Raw genomic sequence first — 19,103 nt, 5'->3', positions numbered from 1 at the left:
CGGTTCCGATTACGGGGCACCCGCGACGGTCCGCCGTGACAGTGCTGCCGGTCTGAACGGCTGCGCCACTGGGCGGCCGGCGCCGGTCTCGAGCTGACGTACATCTCGCGGCTCGCGCCGGATGCCGTCACAGCCGATGGTCACGTTGCCGGGTTCCCCGTCGCACGCCGCCGAATCGGCCCGTGCACAAGAAGGCCCGAGAAGGCCCGAGAAGTGCGCCCGCCTCAGAGCGCGCTCGCGCCCTTCTCGCGCAGCGCCTGGTCGTACTGCTGGAGCACCCACAACTCGTTCTGTACGGCGGCCAGCTGGGCCGGGTCGCCCTGGGCGGTGGCGCGGGCGAGGGCGCCCTGGACGTCCCGGACGCGGCGCTCCACGGCACGGCGGCGGACGGTGACCAGCTGCTCGCCCGCGTAGTGCTCGTCGACGGTCTTGCGCATGATGGCCTCGACGGCCAGCTCGGTGACCATGGCGCGAACCGCGTCGTCCGAGGCGGCCTCGCGGACGCGGACCAGGTACTCCTGCGGGTCCTGGACGCCGTACTCCGCGCCGCCCGCCTCGATGATCGTCTCGCGGACGGCCGCGTACGGCGGGGCGGTGAACTCGTCCACGCCGTACGCGTCGAAGGCCGGGGACACCAGTTCGGGGCGCTGGAGGGCGAGCTTGAGGAGCTCGCGCTCGGTGGCGAACACGGGGTTGCGGAGGGTCAGGGCCGGCCCCGAGGTGGGCCGTGGGCCGCTGCCGTCGAACTGCTGCGGGGCGCGGCCGGTGCTCGTCGGCGCGGGGCCCTTGCCGCCGCGGTCGCGGGCCCAGCGGGCCAGCTGGGCGACGCGCTTGACGACGAACTGCGTGTCGAGGATGCCGAGCATGCCGGCGAGCTGGACGGCGACCTCGTGCTGGGCGCCGCTGTTCTTGATGCGGGCCACGATCGGGGCCGCCTCGTCGAGCGCGGCGGCGCGGCCCGCGGGGGTCTCCAGGTCGTAGCGCAGGATGATCTGGCGGAGGGCGAACTCGAAGAGCGGGGTGCGCGGTTCGACCAGGTCGGCGACCGCCGCGTCGCCCTTCGCGAGACGCAGCTCGCAGGGGTCCATGCCGTCCGGGGCGATCGCGATGTACGTCTCGGCGGCGAACTTCTGGTCGTCCTCGAATGCGCGCAGGGCTGCCTTCTGGCCGGCCGAGTCGCCGTCGAAGGTGAAGATCACGCGTGCCGAGCCGTTGTCCATCAGGAGCCGTCGGAGGATCTTGATGTGGTCGCCGCCGAAGGCCGTGCCGCAGGTCGCGATGGCGGTGGTGATGCCGGCGAGGTGGCAGGCCATCACGTCCGTGTAGCCCTCGACCACGACGGCCCGGCTGCTCTTGGCGATGTCCTTCTTGGCGAGGTCGATGCCGTAGAGGACCTGGGACTTGCGGTAGATCGGCGTGTCGGGTGTGTTCAAGTACTTCGGGCCGTTGTCCGACTCGTACAGCTTTCGGGCGCCGAAGCCGACGACCTCGCCGCCGATGTCGCGGATCGGCCACATGAGGCGGCCGCGGAAGCGGTCGATGGGGCCGCGGCGGCCCTCCTGGGAGAGGCCGGAGAGAAGGATCTCCTTGTCGGAGAAGCCCTTGCCACGGAGGTAGCGCGTGAGGTGGTCCCAGCCCTGGGGGCTGTAGCCGACGCCGAAGTGGGTGGCCGCGGCCTGGTCGAAACCGCGCTCGGCGAGGAACTTGCGGCCGGTGTCGGCCTCGGAGCTGGTGTCGAGCTGCTCGATGTAGAACTGGGCGGCGATCTTGTGGGCCTCGACCAGGCGGATGCGCTCGCCGCGCTGGTGGGAGGGGTTGTAGCCGCCCTCCTCGTAGCGCAGCGTGATGCCGGCCTGGGCGGCGAGGCGCTCGACCGACTCCGAGAAGGTGAGGTGGTCGACCTTCATCACGAACGTGATGGTGTCGCCGCCCTCCTGGCAGCCGAAGCAGTGGAAGAGCCCCTTGCTCGGGCTGACCTGGAAGGAGGGCGACTTCTCGTCGTGGAAGGGGCAGAGACCCTTGAGGTTCCCGCCGCCCGCGTTGCGCAGTTGGAGGTACTCCGAGACCACGGCGTCGATCGGGACCGCGTCCCGAACCGCCTTCACGTCCTCGTCGTTGATCCTTCCAGCCACGCATGGATTCTACGGGGACGGTGTGACAGTCGAGTGCCGCCGTCGGTCATGGGACCAGACTGTCCAGCGGAACGTGCGGGTCCGCGAGTGCCTCGGAGTCCACCTGGGTCCGGCTCCGGATCAGTTGCTGGATCGGGTCCGTGACGTCCCACACATTCACGTTCATCCCGGCCAGCACCCGTCCTTCCTTCACCCAGAAGGCGATGAACTCGCGCTTGCCCGCGTCTCCCCGGATCACCACTTGGTCGTACGTGCCCGGGGGCGCCCAGCCCGAGTACTCGAGCCCTACGTCGTACTGGTCGGAGAAGAAATAGGGCACCCTGTCGTACGTCAGCTCGCGGCCCAGCATCGCGCGGGCCGCCGCCGGGCCGCCGTTCAGGGCGTTCGCCCAGTGCTCGACGCGCAGGCGGGTGTCGAACAGCGCGTGGTGGAAGGCGGCCACGTCACCGGCCGCGTAGATGTCGGGGTCGGAGGTGCGCAGCTGCTCGTCGACCGCGATGCCGCCACCCTGCGCGCGGTCGACCATCGTGAGGCCCGCGGCCTCGGCGAGGCCGGTGCGCGGGGCGGCGCCGATGGCGGCCAGGACGTCGTGCGCGGGGTGCTCCTCGCCGTCGTCCGTGCGGGCCGCCAGGACCATGCCGTCCTGGCCGGTGATCTCGGTGAGCCGGGCGCCGAAGTGGAAGCGGACGCCGTGCTCGCGGTGCAGTTCGGCGAAGAGCTGGCCGAGCTCGGGGCCGAGGACCGAGTGCAGCGGGGTCGGCCCGTGCTCGACGACGGTGACCTCGGCGCCGTACTCACGGGCGGCCGCGGCGACTTCCAGGCCGATCCAGCCCGCGCCCGCGATGACGAGGTGGCCGTTGTCCCGGCCGAGGGCGGTCAGTACGTGCTTGAGGCGCTCCGCGTGGGCGAGGCGCCGCAGGTGGTGGACGCCCGCGAGGTCGGTGCCCGGGATGTCGAGGCGGCGCGGTTCGGAGCCGGTCACGAGCAGCAGCTTGTCGTAGTGGACGAGCGTGCCGTCGTCACCGAAGCGGACGGTCTTCGCGGTCCGGTCGATGGCGTCGACGGTCTGGCCGAGGTGCAGCTCGACGTCGTTGCGCGCGTACCAGGCGGGCTCGTGCACGAAGACGCTGTCGCGCTCCTCCTTGCCGAGCAGATAGCCCTTGGACAGCGGCGGGCGTTCGTACGGGTGGTCGCGCTCGTCGCAGATCAGTATCACGCGGCCGGTGAAGCCCTCCGCCCGGAGCGTCTCGGCCGCCTTCGCGCCGGCCAGCCCGCCTCCGACGATGACGAATGTCTGATCTGCGTCGACCACTTGATGCCTCCTCGTAAGGATGTCGCCACATGCGAGCGTCCCGCACGGAGCGTGATGGGGGAAGAGGGAGTGGCCCGATCAGGCCACGCAGGGTCACGCCCTCCCCGTCCGGACGCCACAGCTACCCCGTGAGCCTCGCATGCAGTGATCGCGCGGAGGCGTCCGTCAGGGACGCGATCTGGTCGACGATCACCCGCTTGCGGGCACGGTCGTCCGACGCCTGGTCGAACAGGGCTCGAAACTGCGGGTCCAGGCCGTCCGGCGCGCGGGCGGTGAGCGCCTCCGCGAGCTCGGCGACGACGATCCGCTGGTCGGCGCGGAGCCGCTCCTGCTCGGCGCGCTGCATGACGTACCGGTCGGCGACGGCCTTGAGGACCGCGCACTCAAGGCGGGCCGCGTGCGGGACGACCAGCTCGGCCGCGTACCGCGTGAGCCTGCCCGTCCCGTACGCCGCGCGCGTCGCGCCCTCCGCGGCGAGGCAGAACCGGCCGATGAGCTGGCTGGTGGCGTCCTTCAGCCGGGCCTGCGCGACCGCGGAGCCGTCGTAGCCGTGCGGCCACCACTCCTGGTCCAGGAGGCGGTCGAGGGCCTCGCCCAGCTCGGCGGGGTCGGTGTCCACCGGGACGTACCTCCCGACGGCGACCGCGAAGATCTCCTGCCGCTCGGGCTCCGCGTGCAGGCAGTTGGGGTCGATGTGGCCCGCGTGCAGGCCGTCCTCGACGTCGTGCACGGAGTACGCCACGTCGTCGGCCCAGTCCATGACCTGAGCCTCGAAGGTGGTGCGGGTGCCGGGGGCGGCCTTGCGGACCCAGTCGAAGACGGGGCGGTCGTCGTCGTAGACCCCGAACTTCGGGGACTTCGGGTCTGTCGGGTGGGCGCCGCGCGGCCAGGGGTACTTGGTGGCCGCGTCCAGGGCGGCGCGAGTGAGGTTGAGGCCGACGCTGACGAGGTCGCCGCTCTCGTCGCTTCTCACGAAGCGTTTGGGTTCGATGCGGGTGAGCAGTCTGAGCGACTGCGCGTTGCCCTCGAAGCCGCCGCAGTCCTCCGCGAACTCGTTCAGTGCCTGCTCTCCGTTGTGCCCGAAGGGCGGGTGGCCCAGGTCGTGGGAGAGACAGGCCGCCTCGACGAGGTCGGGGTCGCAGCCGAGGGCGGCGCCCAGCTCGCGGCCGACCTGGGCGCACTCCAGGGAGTGGGTCAGGCGGGTGCGGGGGCTCGCGTCCCAGACCTGGCTCCTGGTGCCGGGGGTGACGACCTGGGTCTTGCCTGCGAGGCGACGCAGGGCCGAGGAGTGCAGGACGCGGGCGCGGTCGCGCTGGAAGGCGGTGCGGCCGGGGCGTTTGTCCGGTTCTGTGGCCCAACGCTCCACTGACGTGGGGTCGTAGCCGGGGGGTGCGATGTGGTGCTCGTACGGGTTTTGGGTGGTGTCGGTGCTGGTGCCTTCCATGTCTTGAACAGTAAGCGGAGCGGCTGACAATTGGGGCGGGGGTGTTGTGCGCCTGCGCGTCTGCCGGGGGCTGTTCGTTTGCGGGTGCGGGTTGAGTTGGGCTGGTCGCGCAGTTCCCCGCACCCCTGAGGGCCACGGCCGGGGTCGGTGCTTTCAGGGGCGCGGGGAACTGCGCGATCAGCCACGACGGACCCGCAGCCGACACACCGGGCCGAGCGGAGCGCCTACGCCGAAGCCAGGGCGGGTGTCGCCGTGATCGGGGTCGCGACCGCCTGGTCGTAGCGGTGGAGGATCAGGCGGGCCATGGACGGGTGGGCGCCCAGGGGGGCCGAGGCGATCCAGGGGGCGGCGGCCGCGCACTCGGTGGAGAAGCGGCCGGGGGCCGTGAAGTAGGAGGCGACGGCGACGCGATGGCGGCCTCGGGCGGCGAGGGCCAGTACCGCGGTCGGCACGGTGGGCGTGGCGGCGGAGGCGTACGCCGGAACGACGGGGACGCCGAGCCGCTCGGCCAGGAGGCCCGCGGTGCGGCGGGTGTCGACGGCCGCGTCGGGGTCGCGCGATCCGGCGGCGGCGAGCACGACCCCGCTCGCCCTGCGCTCGGCCTCGTCCCGGGGCGCCCGCCAGCCGGCCTCGGTCAGGCGCTCGTACAGCGTCTCCACGAGGAGCGGGTGCGGGCCGAGCGGCCCCGCGACGCGGGTGTCGGCCCGTGCGGCGGCCGCGGCCTCGGGGATGTCCTGCTTGACGTGGTAGCCGCGGCTGAGCAGCAGCGGTACGAGGACGGCGTCGCCGGTGCCGAGGCCCGCGAGCGTGTCGGGCAGCAGGGGCTCGTTCAGCTCGATGTGCCCCAGGTGCACGGGCAGACCGGGGCGCAGGTCGCGGATCCGGGCCAGGAGGGTCCGGACGGTGCTCAGGGCGCGCGGGTCGCGGCTGCCGTGGCCCACGAGGACGAGGGCGGGCGGGGCGGGACGCCGGGTGCCGTCGAGGGACACGAGGCTGAGCTGGCTGCCGAGCTGGCTGGTGATCCGGTTCATGAGTTGCGCCGTACTGTCGAGGTGGGCGCCACGCAGCGGCTGGCCGCCGGGGCGGGGCTTGGACTCGTCGCGCGAAGTGTTCGACGCCGTCATGCACTGATGGTGAGGGTCGCAGGTTGCCACCCCGTTGCGCCGGAATGACGGGTGTTTTCCGACGGTTCACGGTGGGGTGTACGGGGTCTGTGAGGCGCGGTGACCTGCGGTTACTGCTTCCCGGGTGAAGCTGGTCACTGTGTGCCGGGCGAACCGGATCAACGTAATGGGCGTCCTCAGGGTCGAGGCCACCTGGGGAGGGACCGTCCGATGCGTCGTCCGAAGCTGCCGAAGCTGCCGCGGCCACGCCTGCCGAGACCGCGCCTGCCGCGGACCCGGACGGGGCAGCGCCGGGCCGTACAGGCCGTGATGGCCGGGTGCGTCCTCGCGCTGCTTCCCTCGACGTGGATGTACGTGGTCACGGGCGACCGGCTGCGGACCACGGCCGACGTGCCGCGCACCGAGGTGGCGGTCGTCTTCGGGGCGGGGCTGTGGCGCGGCGAGCCGTCGCCGTACCTCGCGCACCGGCTGGACGCGGCGGCCGAGCTGTACCGGGACGGACGCGTGGAGGTGGTTCTGGTCACCGGCGACAACAGCCGCGAGGACTACGACGAGCCGGACGCCATGCGGACGTATCTCACGGAGCGTGGTGTGCCCGACGCGCGGATCGTCAGCGACTACGCGGGCTTCGACACCTGGGACTCCTGCGTACGGGCCAAGAAGATCTTCGGCGTCGACAGGGCCGTACTGATCAGCCAGGGCTTCCACATCCGGCGGGCGGTCGCGCTCTGCCAGGAGGCGGGCGTCACGTCGTACGGGGTCGGGGTGGACGCCGTGCACGACGTGACCTGGTACTACGGGGGCGCCCGGGAGGTCTTCGCTGCGGGGAAGGCACTCCTGGACGCGGTCTTCGAGCCTGACCCCCACTTCCTCGGGCCCCAAGAACCGGGCGTGGAAAGGGCGTTGGCGGCCGGCGGCCGATAGTCGACGAGACGCAGATCACGCACACCGCCAGGTTTGACGCGCGCCTGTCACCCTGCCGCGTGAAAGCGATTACGCAGCTCTCTGTAATCAACTGATTACGGATAGTGTCTTTTTCAGGGGCTCGGATCCGAACGGGCCCAGGAGAAAGGACACATGATGACTGGTCTGCGTACCGCCTTCGTCGCCGCCATGGCGGCCGCGTTGTTCTCGGCTCCGGCCGCCGTGGCGGACGACGACGAGGCGAAGAAGGAGCCGGGGTGCGCCAAGCTCGGTGCCTACGGCGACGGTTGGGCCGACATCCACAACGTGTGCAACTACACGGTCTCCGCCAGTGTCGAAGTCGACGGCTTCGACCCGAGCTGTATCCAGATCGGCCCCGGCGGGGTCGGGCGCATCGGCCTGGACCCGGGCGACGTCCCGTACTACGCGTACGTGTGCTGAGCCGGCCACTGAACCATCGGCCGAACCGGCGGCTGAACCAGCGGCCGAGTGAGCGCTGCCTCTGAGCGGGGCCGGCGGGACTTCCTCACGTCCCGCCGGTTCCGGCGGGGAGGTCCCCGTGCCTGCCGCGTAACGGGGAGCGTCCCGCCGCGTAACACGGCCGACGCACGCTGACCGGTATGCAGACCACCGCCACGCCCACCCACTGCCCGTACTGCGCCTTGCAGTGCGGGATGAATCTGACGCCCACGCCGGACAGCGGCGGCAGTCCGGTCGAGGTGACGGAGCGCCCGGACTTCCCGGTGAACCGGGGCGCCCTGTGCGGCAAGGGCCGTACGGCGCCCGCGCTGCTCTCCCCCGGGGTGCGGCTGACCTCGCCCCTGATCCGGAGGGCGGGAGTGCTGGAGCCGGCCGGCTGGGACGAGGCGCTCGACCGGATCGCCGGGGAGCTGTCCCGCACGCGTACGGAGCATGGCCCGGACGCGTGCGGGGTGTTCGGCGGGGGCGGGCTGACCAACGAGAAGGCGTACACGCTCGGGAAGTTCGCCCGGGTCGTGCTCGGCACCTCGCAGATCGACTACAACGGCCGCTTCTGCATGTCGTCGGCGGCGGCCGGCGGTATCAAGGCCTTCGGCCTGGACCGGGGACTGCCCTTCCCCCTGGAGGACATCCCGAAGACGGGATGCGTCATCCTGGTCGGTTCCAACCTCGCCGAGACCATGCCGCCGGCGCTCCGCTATCTCACCGAACTCAAGGAGAACGGCGGCACGTTGGTCGTCATCGACCCGCGCCGCACCCGGACCGCCGAGCAGGCCGACCTGCACCTCGCGCCCCGCCCCGGCACGGATCTCGCCCTGGCCCTGGGGCTGTTGCACCTGGTGGTGGCGGAGGGGCGTACGGACGAGGCGTACATCCAGGAGCGGACCAGCGGCTGGGAGGAGGCGCGGGCCGCCGCGATGGCGCACTGGCCGGAGTACGTGGAGCGGATCACGGGCGTGTCCGTCCCCGAACTCCGGGAGACGGTACGGATGTTCTGCGAGCCGGAGTCCGCGATGGTGCTCACCGCGCGCGGGCCCGAGCAGCACTCCAAGGGCACGGACACCGTCGGCGCGTGGATCAACCTCTGTCTGGCGACCGGGCGTCCGGGGCGGCCCTTCTCCGGATACGGCTGTCTCACCGGGCAGGGCAACGGCCAGGGCGGGCGTGAACACGGCCAGAAGGCCGACCAGTTGCCCGGCTACCGCAAGCTCGACGATCCGGCGGCCCGCCGCCATGTGGCCGAGGTCTGGGGCGTCGACCCCGACTCGCTGCCGGGGCCCGGCCGCAGCGCCTACGAACTGCTCGACGCCATGGGTACGGACATCCGCGCGCTGCTGCTGATGGCCTCGAACCCGGTGGTGTCCGCGCCCCGGGCCGCCCACATCGAGGAGCGGCTCAAGTCCCTCGACTTCCTCGCGGTCGCCGACGTCGTGCTGTCCGAGACGGCCGAGCTCGCGGACGTCGTCCTGCCCGTCACCCAGTGGGCAGAGGAGGGCGGCACGACGACGAATCTGGAGGGGCGGGTCCTGCTGCGCAAGCAGGCGATCACTCCTCCGGAGGGCGTCCACAGCGATCTGCACGTGATGCACGAACTGGCCGACCGGCTGGGCGTGGAGAAGGGCTTCCCCACGGACCCGGAGGAGGTCTTCGAGGAACTGCGCCGGGCCAGCGCGGGCGGGCCCGCCGACTACTCGGGCATCACGTATCGCCGTCTGGCGGAGGAGAACGGGGTGTTCTGGCCGTGCCCGGCGAGTGGCTCCGCCGGTGAGGAGGAGGGCAGGGCTGAGGACCCCCGTGCCCATCCCGGCACCCCGCGTCTTTTTCTCGACCGGTTCGCCACCCCTGACGGGCGTGCGCGGTTCGTCGCCGTGAACCATCGGCCGCTGGCCGAAGAGCCGGACGAGGAGTATCCGGTGTTGCTGACGACCGGGCGGGTGGTGTCGCAGTACCAGTCCGGTGCGCAGACCCGGCGGGTCGACGAGCTGAACGCCGCCGCGCCCGGTTCGTTCGTGGAGTTGCATCCCCGGCTGGCCGAGCGGGTCGGGGCCGTGGAGGGGGAGCCGCTGGCCGTGGTGTCGCGGCGCGGGCGCGCGGTGGCGCCCGCGCGGATCACCACCTCCATCCGGCCCGACACCGTGTTCATGCCGTTCCACTGGCCGGGCGAGGGGCGGGCCAACACGTTGACCAATCCGGCGCTCGACCCGACCTCGCGGATGCCGGAGTTCAAGGCCTGTGCGGTGCGGGTGGAGAGGGTTGAGCGGATGGGCTGAGCTTCGTAGGTCGGTGCGGGTTCGTTGTGGCTGGTCGCGCCCACGCGGCGGAGCCGCATATCGACACAGCCCCGCGCCCCTGGAGGGGCGCGGCCCCTGAAGGGCATGCCGCCCCGGGGTATCTCCGACATGCGCGGGTGCGTGCCCCGGTTCAGGATGGGTTCATGGACCGTCTGGGTGACGGACTGTTGCTGGGGGTGCTGGACGCGACCCCCGCCTGTGTCGGCATCCTCGATCCCGAACTCCGCTATCTGTACGTCAACCCGGCGCTGGCCCGCCTCAGCGGGAAGCCCGCCGACGAACACCTGGGCCGGGCCGTCGAGGAAGTGCTGCCGTTCACCGGTCGCGGCAAGGGCGTACTGCGTGAGGTGCTGGCCGACGGGCGTTCCCGCGAGGGCATCAACGACGGCGTGACGCTCTCCGGGGCGGGCCTGGAGCACCACAGCTGGCGCGGCGCGTACCACCGCCTTGAGGCCGACGGGGACGTCGTGGGCGTGGCCGTGGTCATCATGGTGATCAACGGCGTACGGCATCAGCACAGGGAGCTGGAGCGGGTGCGGAAACGGCTGGCTCTGCTGGACCGCGCCGCCACCCGCATCGGTACCACGCTCCGCGTCGACGACACCTGCGCCGAGCTGGCCGACTTCCTCTCCTCGGAGCTCACCGACATGGCCGCGGTGATGAGGTACCCGGCCCCGCACGGCTCGGAGCACCTCCCCGAACACCGTCCGCCGCCCGCACACCGTCCGCCGCCCGAGCGGCACGGTCCGGTCCGGCTGCGGATGGCCGGGGTCGCGGCCGTGCCCCATCTCCAGGACTATCTGGTGGAGATCAGCGCGACCGTCGGCGAGCAGCTGCACTACCGGCACGGGTCGAGCGTTCAGCGCTGCCTGGACAGCGGCCGTCCCGTGGTGGAGAACCAGCTCAGCGCCGAGGAACTGAGCCGTTCCATACCCGACATGGAGCATTTCCCGGCCCATCGCGCGGTCGGTGTCCACTCCGACCTGGTCGTGCCGCTGACCGCCCGGGGCAATCTGATGGGAGTGGTCGTGCTCGTCAGGGTCGGGGACTCGCCGCCCTTCGAGCACCAGGACGTGGTGATGGCCCAGGACCTGGTGGGGCGCGCCGCGATCGGCCTCGACAACGCCCAGCGCTATGCCCACGAACACGGCATCGCGGTGGAACTCCAGCGCGCGCTGCTCGCCGAGGGGCCCTGCCCCCACCCCGGGATCGAGGTGGCCACGCGCTATCTGCCCGCCGGGGACAGCGCGTTGGTGGGCGGCGACTGGTACGACGTCATACCGGTGTCCCGTCGTCGCACGCTGCTCGCCATGGGCGATGTGATGGGCCACGGCGTCGAGGCCGCGGTGGCCATGAGCCACTACCGGGCGATGCTCCGGGTCGTGGCCGCCGACGACCTGCCACCGCACGCCGTGCTGGAACGCCTGGACGAGCTGATCACCCGCTCCGGCACCGACCGTCCCGCCACCTGTCTGCTGGTCCTGGCCGATCCGGAGAACGGCGAGTGCCTCTACACCAGCGCCGGTCATCTGCCGCCCGCGATCCTGGACGCCGACGGCAGGGTCGGCCTGTTCCCCGTGCCGGTGGGCCCGCCCCTGGGCACCGGGTTCGGCGGCTACGAGGTGGTCACCGGCTGCTGCGCTCCCGACCGGACCCTGCTCCTCTACACCGACGGCCTGGTCGAGCGCCGCGAACAGGACGTCGACGAGTGGCTGGGCCGCCTGACCCGGCAGCGCCTCCCCAGCGACGGCTCCCTGGAGGACCAGTTGGCCGTCCTCCTGGCCGGCCTCGTCCCGGGCGGCACGGCGGAGGACGACGTGGCGGTGATGGCGGCGCGGCTGCGTCCCTGGAGTCCGACGTCGGGATGGCCGCTGGGCCTCGGAGCTGGGGCCTTCGGGCTCGGGGCTCGGGCTGGGGGCTGAGGGCTCGGAGCTGGGAGCTCGGAGCTGGGAGCTCGGGGCCGAGAGCCTGGACCCGGGCCTCTCCGCGTCATATATCCCCCGCCTCAGCGCGTCCGCCAGTCGCCCCCGTCGATGCGCCTGCCCCGCGCCCGCAGCGCCGCCGCGACCGACGGGGCCGCCACGTACACCCAGGCCCGTACGTCCGTGCCGTCCTCGCGGGTCACCTCTCTGGCCACGCGCTCGTAGAGGTTGGCGGGGTCGCCCGGGGCGTACTCCTCCAACCGGTCGAGGGCGCCGAGGAGTTGGCCGTACTGGTCGGGGTCGGCCGTGACCAGTTCCCCGCACACCACGCCGCCGGGTTCCTCGACGGCGTACGGGTAGCCCGGCCCCTCGTAGAGCACCGCGCCGGTGAGTCGTCCCGGCACCTCCGAGCGCGTACGGCCGCGCAGGAAGAGGTCGTGGTTGTGCTCGCCGGGGCGCAGGGTCCCGTAGACGAAGAAGGGCAGTCGGCCGCTCACCCGGTGGTCTCCTCTCCCCAGCGTCTCCGGGCTTGCTCCCGCCGGCCTCTCCTGGCGTGCCCGGACCTTTGACCTTTGCAGAAACGATTCTCACCCCTCACACATCCCCCGGCAGTCCGCTATGGACATGCCAGGTCCGGGCCACCTAGAACTGTGCGGACACCCCCACCAGCCACTCCCCACTCCCCCCACCACCACGCGTTTCGCGTGCCTTCCCGAGGAGTTCGATGAGTCGGACACGGCACATCCGAGGCTCGCGCCTCGCCACCGTCGGTATGTCGGCGGCGGCCACCACTCTGCTGGCGGGGGCGCTGGCCCCGAGCGCGGTGACGGCCGACGGACCTACCCGGGACACCGTCCTCGGCAACGCGGCGGCGGTGCTCGCCGACCAGGCCGCCCGGCTGGGCCTCACCTCAGCGCAGGGCACCAGGGCCCGTGACGTGGTCGTCGACGCGGACGGCACCCAGCATGTGCGCTACGACCGGACGTACCACCAACTCCCCGTGCTGGGCGGCGACTTCGTGGTCCACATGACGGCGGCCGGTGCCTACCGGTCCACCGACCGTGCCACCACTCGTCCGCTCTCCCTCGCGAGCATCACGCCGTCGGTGTCCGCCCCGAAGGCCGCCGACCTGGCCGCCGCTGCGCTGCGTCTCGCGAACGTCGGCGAGACGCTCCGCAAGATAACCGCCAAGCCCCAGTTGGTCGTTGACGCCCTGCACGGCACTCCGAAGCTGGCCTGGCGCACCGAGGCCGGGGGCAAGGACTCGCTCGGCAACCCCGTCGCCCGCGTGGTCCTCACCGACGCGGTGACCGGCAAGCAGATCGACGCCTGGGACAGCATCGAGACGGCCACCGGCGACGGCCGTTCCCTCTACAGCGGCAAGGTCCCGCTGCAGACGACGCGGTCCGGTTCCACGTACCGACTCTCCGACCCCACACGGGGAAACACATACACGGGCGACACCAAGAACAAGACGGACTCCTGCATCCTCATCATCTGCTACCAGCGTGCCCCCGCACCCGTCCTCACCGACGCCGACAACCACTGGGGAACCGGGGCGACTTCGAGCCGCGCCTCGGCGGCGGTGGACGCGCAGTACGGCACCGACACCACCTGGGACTACTACAAGAACGTCCACAAGCGCACCGGCATCGCGGGCGACGGCAAGGGCTCGTTCAACCGGGTGCACTACGGCAGCGCGTACAACAACGCGTTCTGGGACGACAGTTGCTTCTGCATGACGTACGGGGACGGTGACGGGAAGACCTTCGGACCGCTGGTGTCCCTGGACGTGGCCGGGCACGAGATGTCCCACGGCGTGACGTCCAAGACGGCCGCGCTGACGTACTCGGGCGAGCCCGGCGGTCTGAACGAGGCGACGTCGGACATCTTCGGCACGCTGGTGGAGTTCTACGCCAAGAACCCCGCCGACCCCGGGGACTGGCGGATCGGCGAGAAGATCGTGAAGTCCGGCTTCGGCCGCTCCGCCCTGCGCTACATGGACCAGCCCTCCAAGGACGGCAACTCCGCGGACTGCTGGACCTCGACGGTCGGTGACCTGGACGTCCACTACTCCTCCGGCGTCGCCAACCACTTCGCGTACCTGCTCGCGGAGGGCAGCGGCCCGAAGACCATCGGCGGCGTCGCCCACAACGGCACGACCTGCAACGGCGCGAAGGTGACCGGCATCGGCAAGGCCAAGCTCGGCGCGATCTGGTACCGGGCGCTGACGGTCTACATGACGTCGTCGACGAAGTACGCGGGCGCGCGGGTCGCCACGCTGAGCGCGGCGAAGGATCTGTACGGGGCGGGTAGCGCGGAGTACCGGGCGGTGGGGGCGGCCTGGTCGGCGGTGTCCGTGAACTGACACCGGGCTCGTGGAACGGGGGGCGGGGCAGCGCGGTAAGAGGTGGGAGCCCACTGGGGGGCTCGGCCGAGAAACCGCGTTGCCCCGCCCCCGGCCCGACACTAAGGTCGGTCGGGTGACTGCCGGGTCGGCCTTGGGCCATGCACGAGTGGGGTTCCCGGCCTCGGCGTGAGCGCGAGGCGGGCCAGAGCCCCGCCCTTTCTCCGTGTCTTTGCAGCAGGCGCGCCGTCCGAGCGGGCACCGCGCCATCTCCCAGAGCGTCCACGCGCGTCCGCACGCGCCCATCGACGCGCGCACCCAAAGACCCGCACCCAAAGACCCGGAGACACCTCACTGATGTCACATGACCAGCAGAACCCGTACACCTCCGAACTGCCCACGACCACAGCTCAGTTGAACCACACCGTCGTCTACGCGACGGACCGGCACCTGTCGGCCGAGTTCCTCGCCGCGGTCCTGGAGCTGAAGGTCAGTCCCCCGTTCGGGCCCTTCCTGCCCGTCGACCTCGGCAACGGCGTGACCCTCGACTACTACGAGTTCGGGGACGGGCCGATCCAGCCCCAGCACTACGCGTTCCTCGTGCCCGACGCCCGGTTCGACGCCATGATCGCCCGTCTGGAGGTGCTCGGGGTCACGTACTACGCGGATCCCAGCCACACCGAACCCGGCCGGACCAACGACCTGTTCGGCGGCCGCGGCGCCTACTTCGCCGACCCGGACGGCCACAACATGGAGATCCTGACCCGGCCCTACGCCCGTCCCTGACGGCTCCGGCCAGGACGGTCAGATCACGCGGAAGAGGTCGGCGGCGGCGTGGACGTCGGTGAGGTCCTCGATGGCACGGAGGTTGTCGCACAGGGCGTCCAGGACCGAGTCGGCCTCCGCGACGCGCGGGGCGCCGATGGCCACGCCGAAGACCCGGAAGCCCAACCGGTGCTTGGCGTCGTTCCAGCCGCGCATCCATTTCTCGGTGACACCGCAGTCGTCGTCGGTGAGCATCACGATGTCGCCGCGCATACGGGCGGCGTCGTTGAACTCCTCCTCCAGCAAAGCACCCGCCGCCGACAACGGCCTCTGGTAGCTGGTGCCGCCGCCGAGGAAGGTCTCCGCGAAGTCGAGGACCTGGGCGACGTCGGCGGGCCGGTCGGCCGGGAAGCGGAACACCTTGAGCTTGTCGGCGGCGGAGAACAGGATGCCGACGAAGTCACGCCCCGCGTGCCGGGCCTGGTCGAGCAACGCCAGGGTGCACGCCTTGGCCCACGCCTCCCGGGTGATTCCGCCGGGCCCCGCCTCGTACATGGAGTGCGAGGTGTCCACGCACGCGATGATCGCGCCCCGGCCGGTGGTCTGCTCGCCCTGGCTGTCGTAGAGCATCAGCTCCCCGGCGGCGTAGCGAGCGGCGAACACCGCACGCAGCGCGGGCAGTCCGAGATTCGCCAGCTCGGAGGGGATGACGCGGGAGAGGTCGTTGCCGAGCGTGACGCCGACCAGCTCGCCGGTGGCGTTCTCGACCTTGCGAGCACGCTCACCGTCGGCCATCTGCCGGAAACGGCCGATGAGTTCGGCCCACTCGGCGAGACGGCTGGTGCGCAACCGCTCGGCGAGTCGGGCCCGTTGGTCGAACGGCATCCGCTCCAGCTCGCCGGGGCCGACACCCCATGCCCGCATCAGCGCGGCCTCGGCGCGGGCGCCCTCGGCGGCCTTCGCCGCGGCGCTCCGAGCTGAGATCCGGATGCCGGGCGCTGCCGCCGCGAGGGCCTGAGCGGCGCCCTGGGCTGCCTGCTGCGCGGCGGCTTCGGAGGCTTCGGCTGCCTCGATCGTTTGTTGTACGGCTTCGGCGGCGGCCGGGGTTGGCGGGGCGCCGTCCTTGTCGGCCCCCTCGGCCCCGCTGGTCTCGTCGGCTGCCTGTTGGAGGGCCTCGGCGACGGCGGTTGCCGCGTGTTCGGCGTCCTGCTGGGCCTTTCTCGCCTGCTCGGCCTTGTCCTGGGCGTCCCTGGAGTGGTCCAGCATCCGGCGCAGCGCGGTGCCCTGGGCGAGTACGGCCATGGCGGCGGCGTAGGGGTCGCCGGCCGTCTCCCGGCGCAGCTCGGCGAACTCCGGTGACTCCGCCAATGACGTGATGACCTGGTGGTTGGCCAGCCGGGAGGGGTCCATCTCCGCGCGCTCACGCAAGCGCGGGTTGACCTTGTAGGCGGCCAGGAACACGTCGGTCAGGAGGTCCGTGGTGTGGTCGTGGGAGTGGTCTCGGGTGTGGTCGTGGGCGCGGCCGTAAGTGTGGTCGTGGATGCGGTCGTGGCGCTCGTTCAGCTCCTCGGCCAGCTCGCGCAGTGCGGCCGACTGCTCGTAGGTGTCGCGCCAGGTGATCCGGTCGAACCGGTCCGCGACCACGGCCGCGGTGTGCCGCTCGGGAGCGGAGGCGGACAGGCTCAGCCACTTCCCGGCCCGGCGGGCCAGCTCGTCGAGCGTGCCCGGTGTCCCGCCCGTCGTCTCACTCGGCGTCTCACCCATGGCCGTCGTCCTCATCCCTCCCCGGTGTTCAGAGCTGCGCCTGCACCATGCTCGCGTCCATGCCGAGGGCCTCGGTGAGGACGCGGGCGCGGACGGCGCGCTGGCGGCCGGTGACCCGGTCGATGGCGGCGGTCGAGCGGCCGGCGCCCGCGGCCTCCTCGCGCAGCGTCTCCAGCCGCTTGCCCGCCATGGCGAGCTTGTTGTGGGCCTTCTTGATGACCCACTCGCTCAGCGCCTCGCGGGACTGCCCTGCCATGGCGTCGAGTTGGGCCTCCAGTTCCTCGATGTCGTCGGCCAGGTCGAGGGCCTCCTTGGCGTCGGGGTTGACCAGTTGCAGCACCTCGCGTTCGACGGTCGGGCGCTCGGCCGGGGAGTCCCACAGCACGTGGGTCAGCACCGAAAGGTCGGTCTCGGCGACCGTCGGGCGGCCGTCGAGGTACGCGGACGCCTGGAGCAGGCCCACCGCCTGCCGCCAGCGGCGGTCGGAGGCGACGAGTTCCTTGCGGCGCAGGGCGGCCCGCAGCGTGCACACCGCGTCCACGATCACGTCGGGGACCTCCACGGCCGGGACGGCTTCGGTCACGGCGTGCTGCAAGGCGGCCAGTTCGACGGTGGTCCGGGTCGGTGCCGCCGGGCGGCTGACGGCGGAGCGGACCAGCGCGGCGAAGTTCGAGGGGTCCGCCAGGTAGCCGACCTCGATGCGCACCAGCAGCCGGTCGTAGATCGCGGCCGTGTCCTCCCCGCTGGGCAGTTCGTTGCTCGCCGTGATGGCCCCGATCAGGGGGCAGCGGATCGGCTCGCCGCCGCTCTCGGGGTGGTAGATCCGCTCGTTGAGGTAGCCCAGCGTCTCGTTCAGCGCCGCCGTGGAGCACTTGAAGATCTCGTCGATGAACGCGATGTGCGCGGTCGTGGCGCGGCCGTCGTAGACCTGGCGGTACTCGCCCCTGGCCAGCGCGGCGACGTCGATGGGGCCGAACATCCGCGTCGGCGCGGTGAACTTCGACAGCAGGATCTCCCAGTACGCCGCCCCCTCGAACCTGCCCGTGAGCTCCCGGGCCAGCTCGGACTTCGCCGTCCCGGGCGGGCCGAGCACCAGCGAGTGCTGTCCGGCGAGCAGCGTCACCAGCAACGTCCGTACCACGTCGGCCCGTTCGTAGAAACGGTCCGACAGCTCGTCACCGATCGCCCGCAGCCTCTTGGCCGTGTCCTGCGCGTCCGGTGCGTCCGATGCGTCCGGCCCGTCCTGCGGGTCCGGTGCATCCGCTGCGTCCGGCCCGTCCTGCGCACCGATAACCAATATCCAACTCCTTGCCTGTGCGGCCCTGTTGAGGCTGCCGAGCCCGCGGCCCCTCCGCCCATTGCCCAAGCAAGATAGAGCCGTCCGGGCTCCGAGATCATCCCGTGGCGATTTCCGGTGCCACCGGCCGTGCCCCTGTGGAACCCTGACCCAATGCCCGATTCCCGGTACCACGGTGACACATCCAGCAGGTCGCACGGTGCGCGCCTGGCCACGTACAGCGCCGTCTCCGCCGCCCTGGCGAAGTACGGCGACGACGAACTGAACGCCCTCGTGCGCGGGGCGGCGCCGCTCGGTTCCGGCATCGGCGGGCGGTCGGCGCTCCTGGATGTCGACGGCACCCAGGTCTTCGTCAAGCGCGTGCCCCTGACCGCGGCGGACACGCTGCCGGAGAACGTCCGGTCGACCGCGAACGTCTACGGGCTGCCCGCCATCTGCCACTACGGCATCGGCGGGCCCGGCTTCGGAGCCTGGCAGGAACTGGCCGTGCACGAGATGACCACGAACTGGGTGCTCGCGAACGACTTCCAGGGCTTTCCGCTGACGTACCACTGGCGCGTTCTGCCGGACTACGCGAGCGGCTCGGGCAACTCAGGCGAATCGGGTGACGCGCAGGCCCTCCCCGAGGAGCTGGCCGACGTCGACCAGGTCGTCGCGTTCTGGGACGGCAGCCCGGAGGTACGCCGTCGGCTCGAAGGGCTCCGGGAGGCCTCGGCGAGCCTCACCCTCTTCCTGGAGTACGTCCCGCAGACCCTCCACCACTGGCTCGGCGAACGGATCGAGGAGGGCGGCGAGTCGGCGGACCGGGCGTGCTCCTGGGTGGACGAGGCCCTGCACGCGGGCACGTCCTTCATGAACTCGCGCGGGCTCATCCACTTCGACGCCCACTTCGAGAACATCCTGACCGACGGCCGACGCCTGTACTTCGCCGACTTCGGCCTGGCCCTGTCCTCCGGGTTCGGCCTCTCCCCGGAGCACACCCGCTTCTTCGAGCGGCACCGGACGTACGACCGCTGCTACACGATCACCTACCTGGTGAAATGGCTGATCACCGCCGTCTACGCGTACGGGAGGGACGAGCGCGAAGAGATGATCCGCGCCTGCGCCCACGGTGCACACCCCGCCGAACTCCCCGATGCCGCCGCGGCGATCGTGACGCGATACGCGCCACTGGCCACGGTGTTCGCGGACTTCAGCCGAACACTCCAGGACGAGAGCAGGCGGACCCCGTATCCGGTGGAGGAGATCCACCGGATCGGCGCCGGACGCGATCTCTTCGCCTCCTGACCGCACCATCTCCC

14 protein-coding genes are annotated in these 19,103 nt (G+C 71.5%); 7 read left to right on the top strand and 7 right to left on the bottom strand.

Going from position 1 to position 19,103, the window contains the following annotated elements:
* Positions 1 to 224: 224 nt before the first annotated feature.
* The 4 genes from dnaG to QF035_RS35050 all read right to left on the bottom strand — a co-directional run bounded on the left by dnaG (position 225) and on the right by QF035_RS35050 (position 6,012).
* Positions 225 to 2,132 (bottom strand): DNA primase, encoded by a 1,908-nt coding sequence (gene dnaG, locus QF035_RS35065; protein WP_307524658.1) that lies wholly within the window; start codon positions 2,130 to 2,132, stop codon positions 225 to 227.
* 46 nt (positions 2,133 to 2,178) lie between these two features.
* Positions 2,179 to 3,444 carry an NAD(P)/FAD-dependent oxidoreductase gene (locus QF035_RS35060; protein ID WP_307524656.1) on the bottom strand — a complete coding sequence of 422 codons (1,266 nt, stop codon included), beginning with the start codon at positions 3,442 to 3,444 and terminating at the stop codon, positions 2,179 to 2,181.
* A 121-nt stretch (positions 3,445 to 3,565) separates the two neighbouring features.
* On the bottom strand, positions 3,566 to 4,888 hold the full coding sequence (locus QF035_RS35055) for a deoxyguanosinetriphosphate triphosphohydrolase (RefSeq protein ID WP_307524654.1): 1,323 nt from the start codon (positions 4,886 to 4,888) through the stop codon (positions 3,566 to 3,568).
* A gap of 224 nt (positions 4,889 to 5,112) precedes the next feature.
* Positions 5,113 to 6,012 carry a sirohydrochlorin chelatase gene (locus QF035_RS35050; protein WP_307524652.1) on the bottom strand — a complete coding sequence of 300 codons (900 nt, stop codon included), beginning with the start codon at positions 6,010 to 6,012 and terminating at the stop codon, positions 5,113 to 5,115.
* Positions 6,013 to 6,222: 210 nt separating this feature from the next.
* Between QF035_RS35050 and QF035_RS35045 the strand changes: the two genes are divergently transcribed.
* From QF035_RS35045 to QF035_RS35030, 4 genes are all read left to right on the top strand, one after another.
* On the top strand, positions 6,223 to 6,936 hold the full coding sequence (locus QF035_RS35045; RefSeq protein WP_307524651.1) for a SanA/YdcF family protein: 714 nt from the start codon (positions 6,223 to 6,225) through the stop codon (positions 6,934 to 6,936).
* Positions 6,937 to 7,089: 153 nt separating this feature from the next.
* Positions 7,090 to 7,377: a hypothetical protein gene (locus QF035_RS35040; RefSeq protein ID WP_307524649.1), complete on the top strand. Its 288-nt coding sequence runs from the start codon at positions 7,090 to 7,092 to the stop codon at positions 7,375 to 7,377.
* 179 nt (positions 7,378 to 7,556) lie between these two features.
* Positions 7,557 to 9,686: a molybdopterin oxidoreductase family protein gene (locus QF035_RS35035; protein ID WP_307524648.1), complete on the top strand. Its 2,130-nt coding sequence runs from the start codon at positions 7,557 to 7,559 to the stop codon at positions 9,684 to 9,686.
* A 164-nt stretch (positions 9,687 to 9,850) separates the two neighbouring features.
* Positions 9,851 to 11,629, top strand: coding sequence for a SpoIIE family protein phosphatase (locus QF035_RS35030; protein WP_307524646.1), 1,779 nt, complete (start codon positions 9,851 to 9,853; stop codon positions 11,627 to 11,629).
* 83 nt (positions 11,630 to 11,712) lie between these two features.
* Here QF035_RS35030 and QF035_RS35025 read toward each other — a convergent pair whose 3' ends face one another.
* Positions 11,713 to 12,126, bottom strand: coding sequence for a gamma-glutamylcyclotransferase family protein (locus QF035_RS35025; RefSeq protein WP_307524644.1), 414 nt, complete (start codon positions 12,124 to 12,126; stop codon positions 11,713 to 11,715).
* A 227-nt stretch (positions 12,127 to 12,353) separates the two neighbouring features.
* On the opposite strand from QF035_RS35025, the gene QF035_RS35020 reads away from it, so the two are divergent.
* Positions 12,354 to 13,997, top strand: coding sequence for a M4 family metallopeptidase (locus QF035_RS35020; protein ID WP_307524643.1), 1,644 nt, complete (start codon positions 12,354 to 12,356; stop codon positions 13,995 to 13,997).
* 336 nt (positions 13,998 to 14,333) lie between these two features.
* Positions 14,334 to 14,762, top strand: a complete 429-nt coding sequence (locus QF035_RS35015; protein ID WP_307524642.1) for a VOC family protein — start codon at positions 14,334 to 14,336, stop codon at positions 14,760 to 14,762.
* Positions 14,763 to 14,780: 18 nt separating this feature from the next.
* On the opposite strand, the gene QF035_RS35010 is transcribed toward QF035_RS35015, so the two are convergent.
* Together QF035_RS35010 and QF035_RS35005 are read right to left on the bottom strand one after the other, a co-directional pair.
* Positions 14,781 to 16,505 (bottom strand): VWA domain-containing protein, encoded by a 1,725-nt coding sequence (locus tag QF035_RS35010; protein WP_307524641.1) that lies wholly within the window; start codon positions 16,503 to 16,505, stop codon positions 14,781 to 14,783.
* 28 nt (positions 16,506 to 16,533) lie between these two features.
* Complete coding sequence (locus tag QF035_RS35005; RefSeq protein ID WP_307531659.1) at positions 16,534 to 17,697, bottom strand: AAA family ATPase; 1,164 nt, start codon at positions 17,695 to 17,697, stop codon at positions 16,534 to 16,536.
* Between the two features lie 258 nt (positions 17,698 to 17,955).
* Between QF035_RS35005 and QF035_RS35000 the strand changes: the two genes are divergently transcribed.
* Positions 17,956 to 19,089 carry a serine/threonine-protein kinase gene (locus tag QF035_RS35000; RefSeq protein ID WP_307524639.1) on the top strand — a complete coding sequence of 378 codons (1,134 nt, stop codon included), beginning with the start codon at positions 17,956 to 17,958 and terminating at the stop codon, positions 19,087 to 19,089.
* The last annotated feature ends 14 nt before the right edge of the window (positions 19,090 to 19,103 follow it).

Source organism: Streptomyces umbrinus (assembly GCF_030817415.1).
Lineage (GTDB): Bacteria > Actinomycetota > Actinomycetes > Streptomycetales > Streptomycetaceae > Streptomyces > Streptomyces umbrinus_A.
The sequence above is the reverse complement of the archived record's forward strand: the minus strand, read 5'-3'. Positions and strand labels throughout refer to the sequence as shown.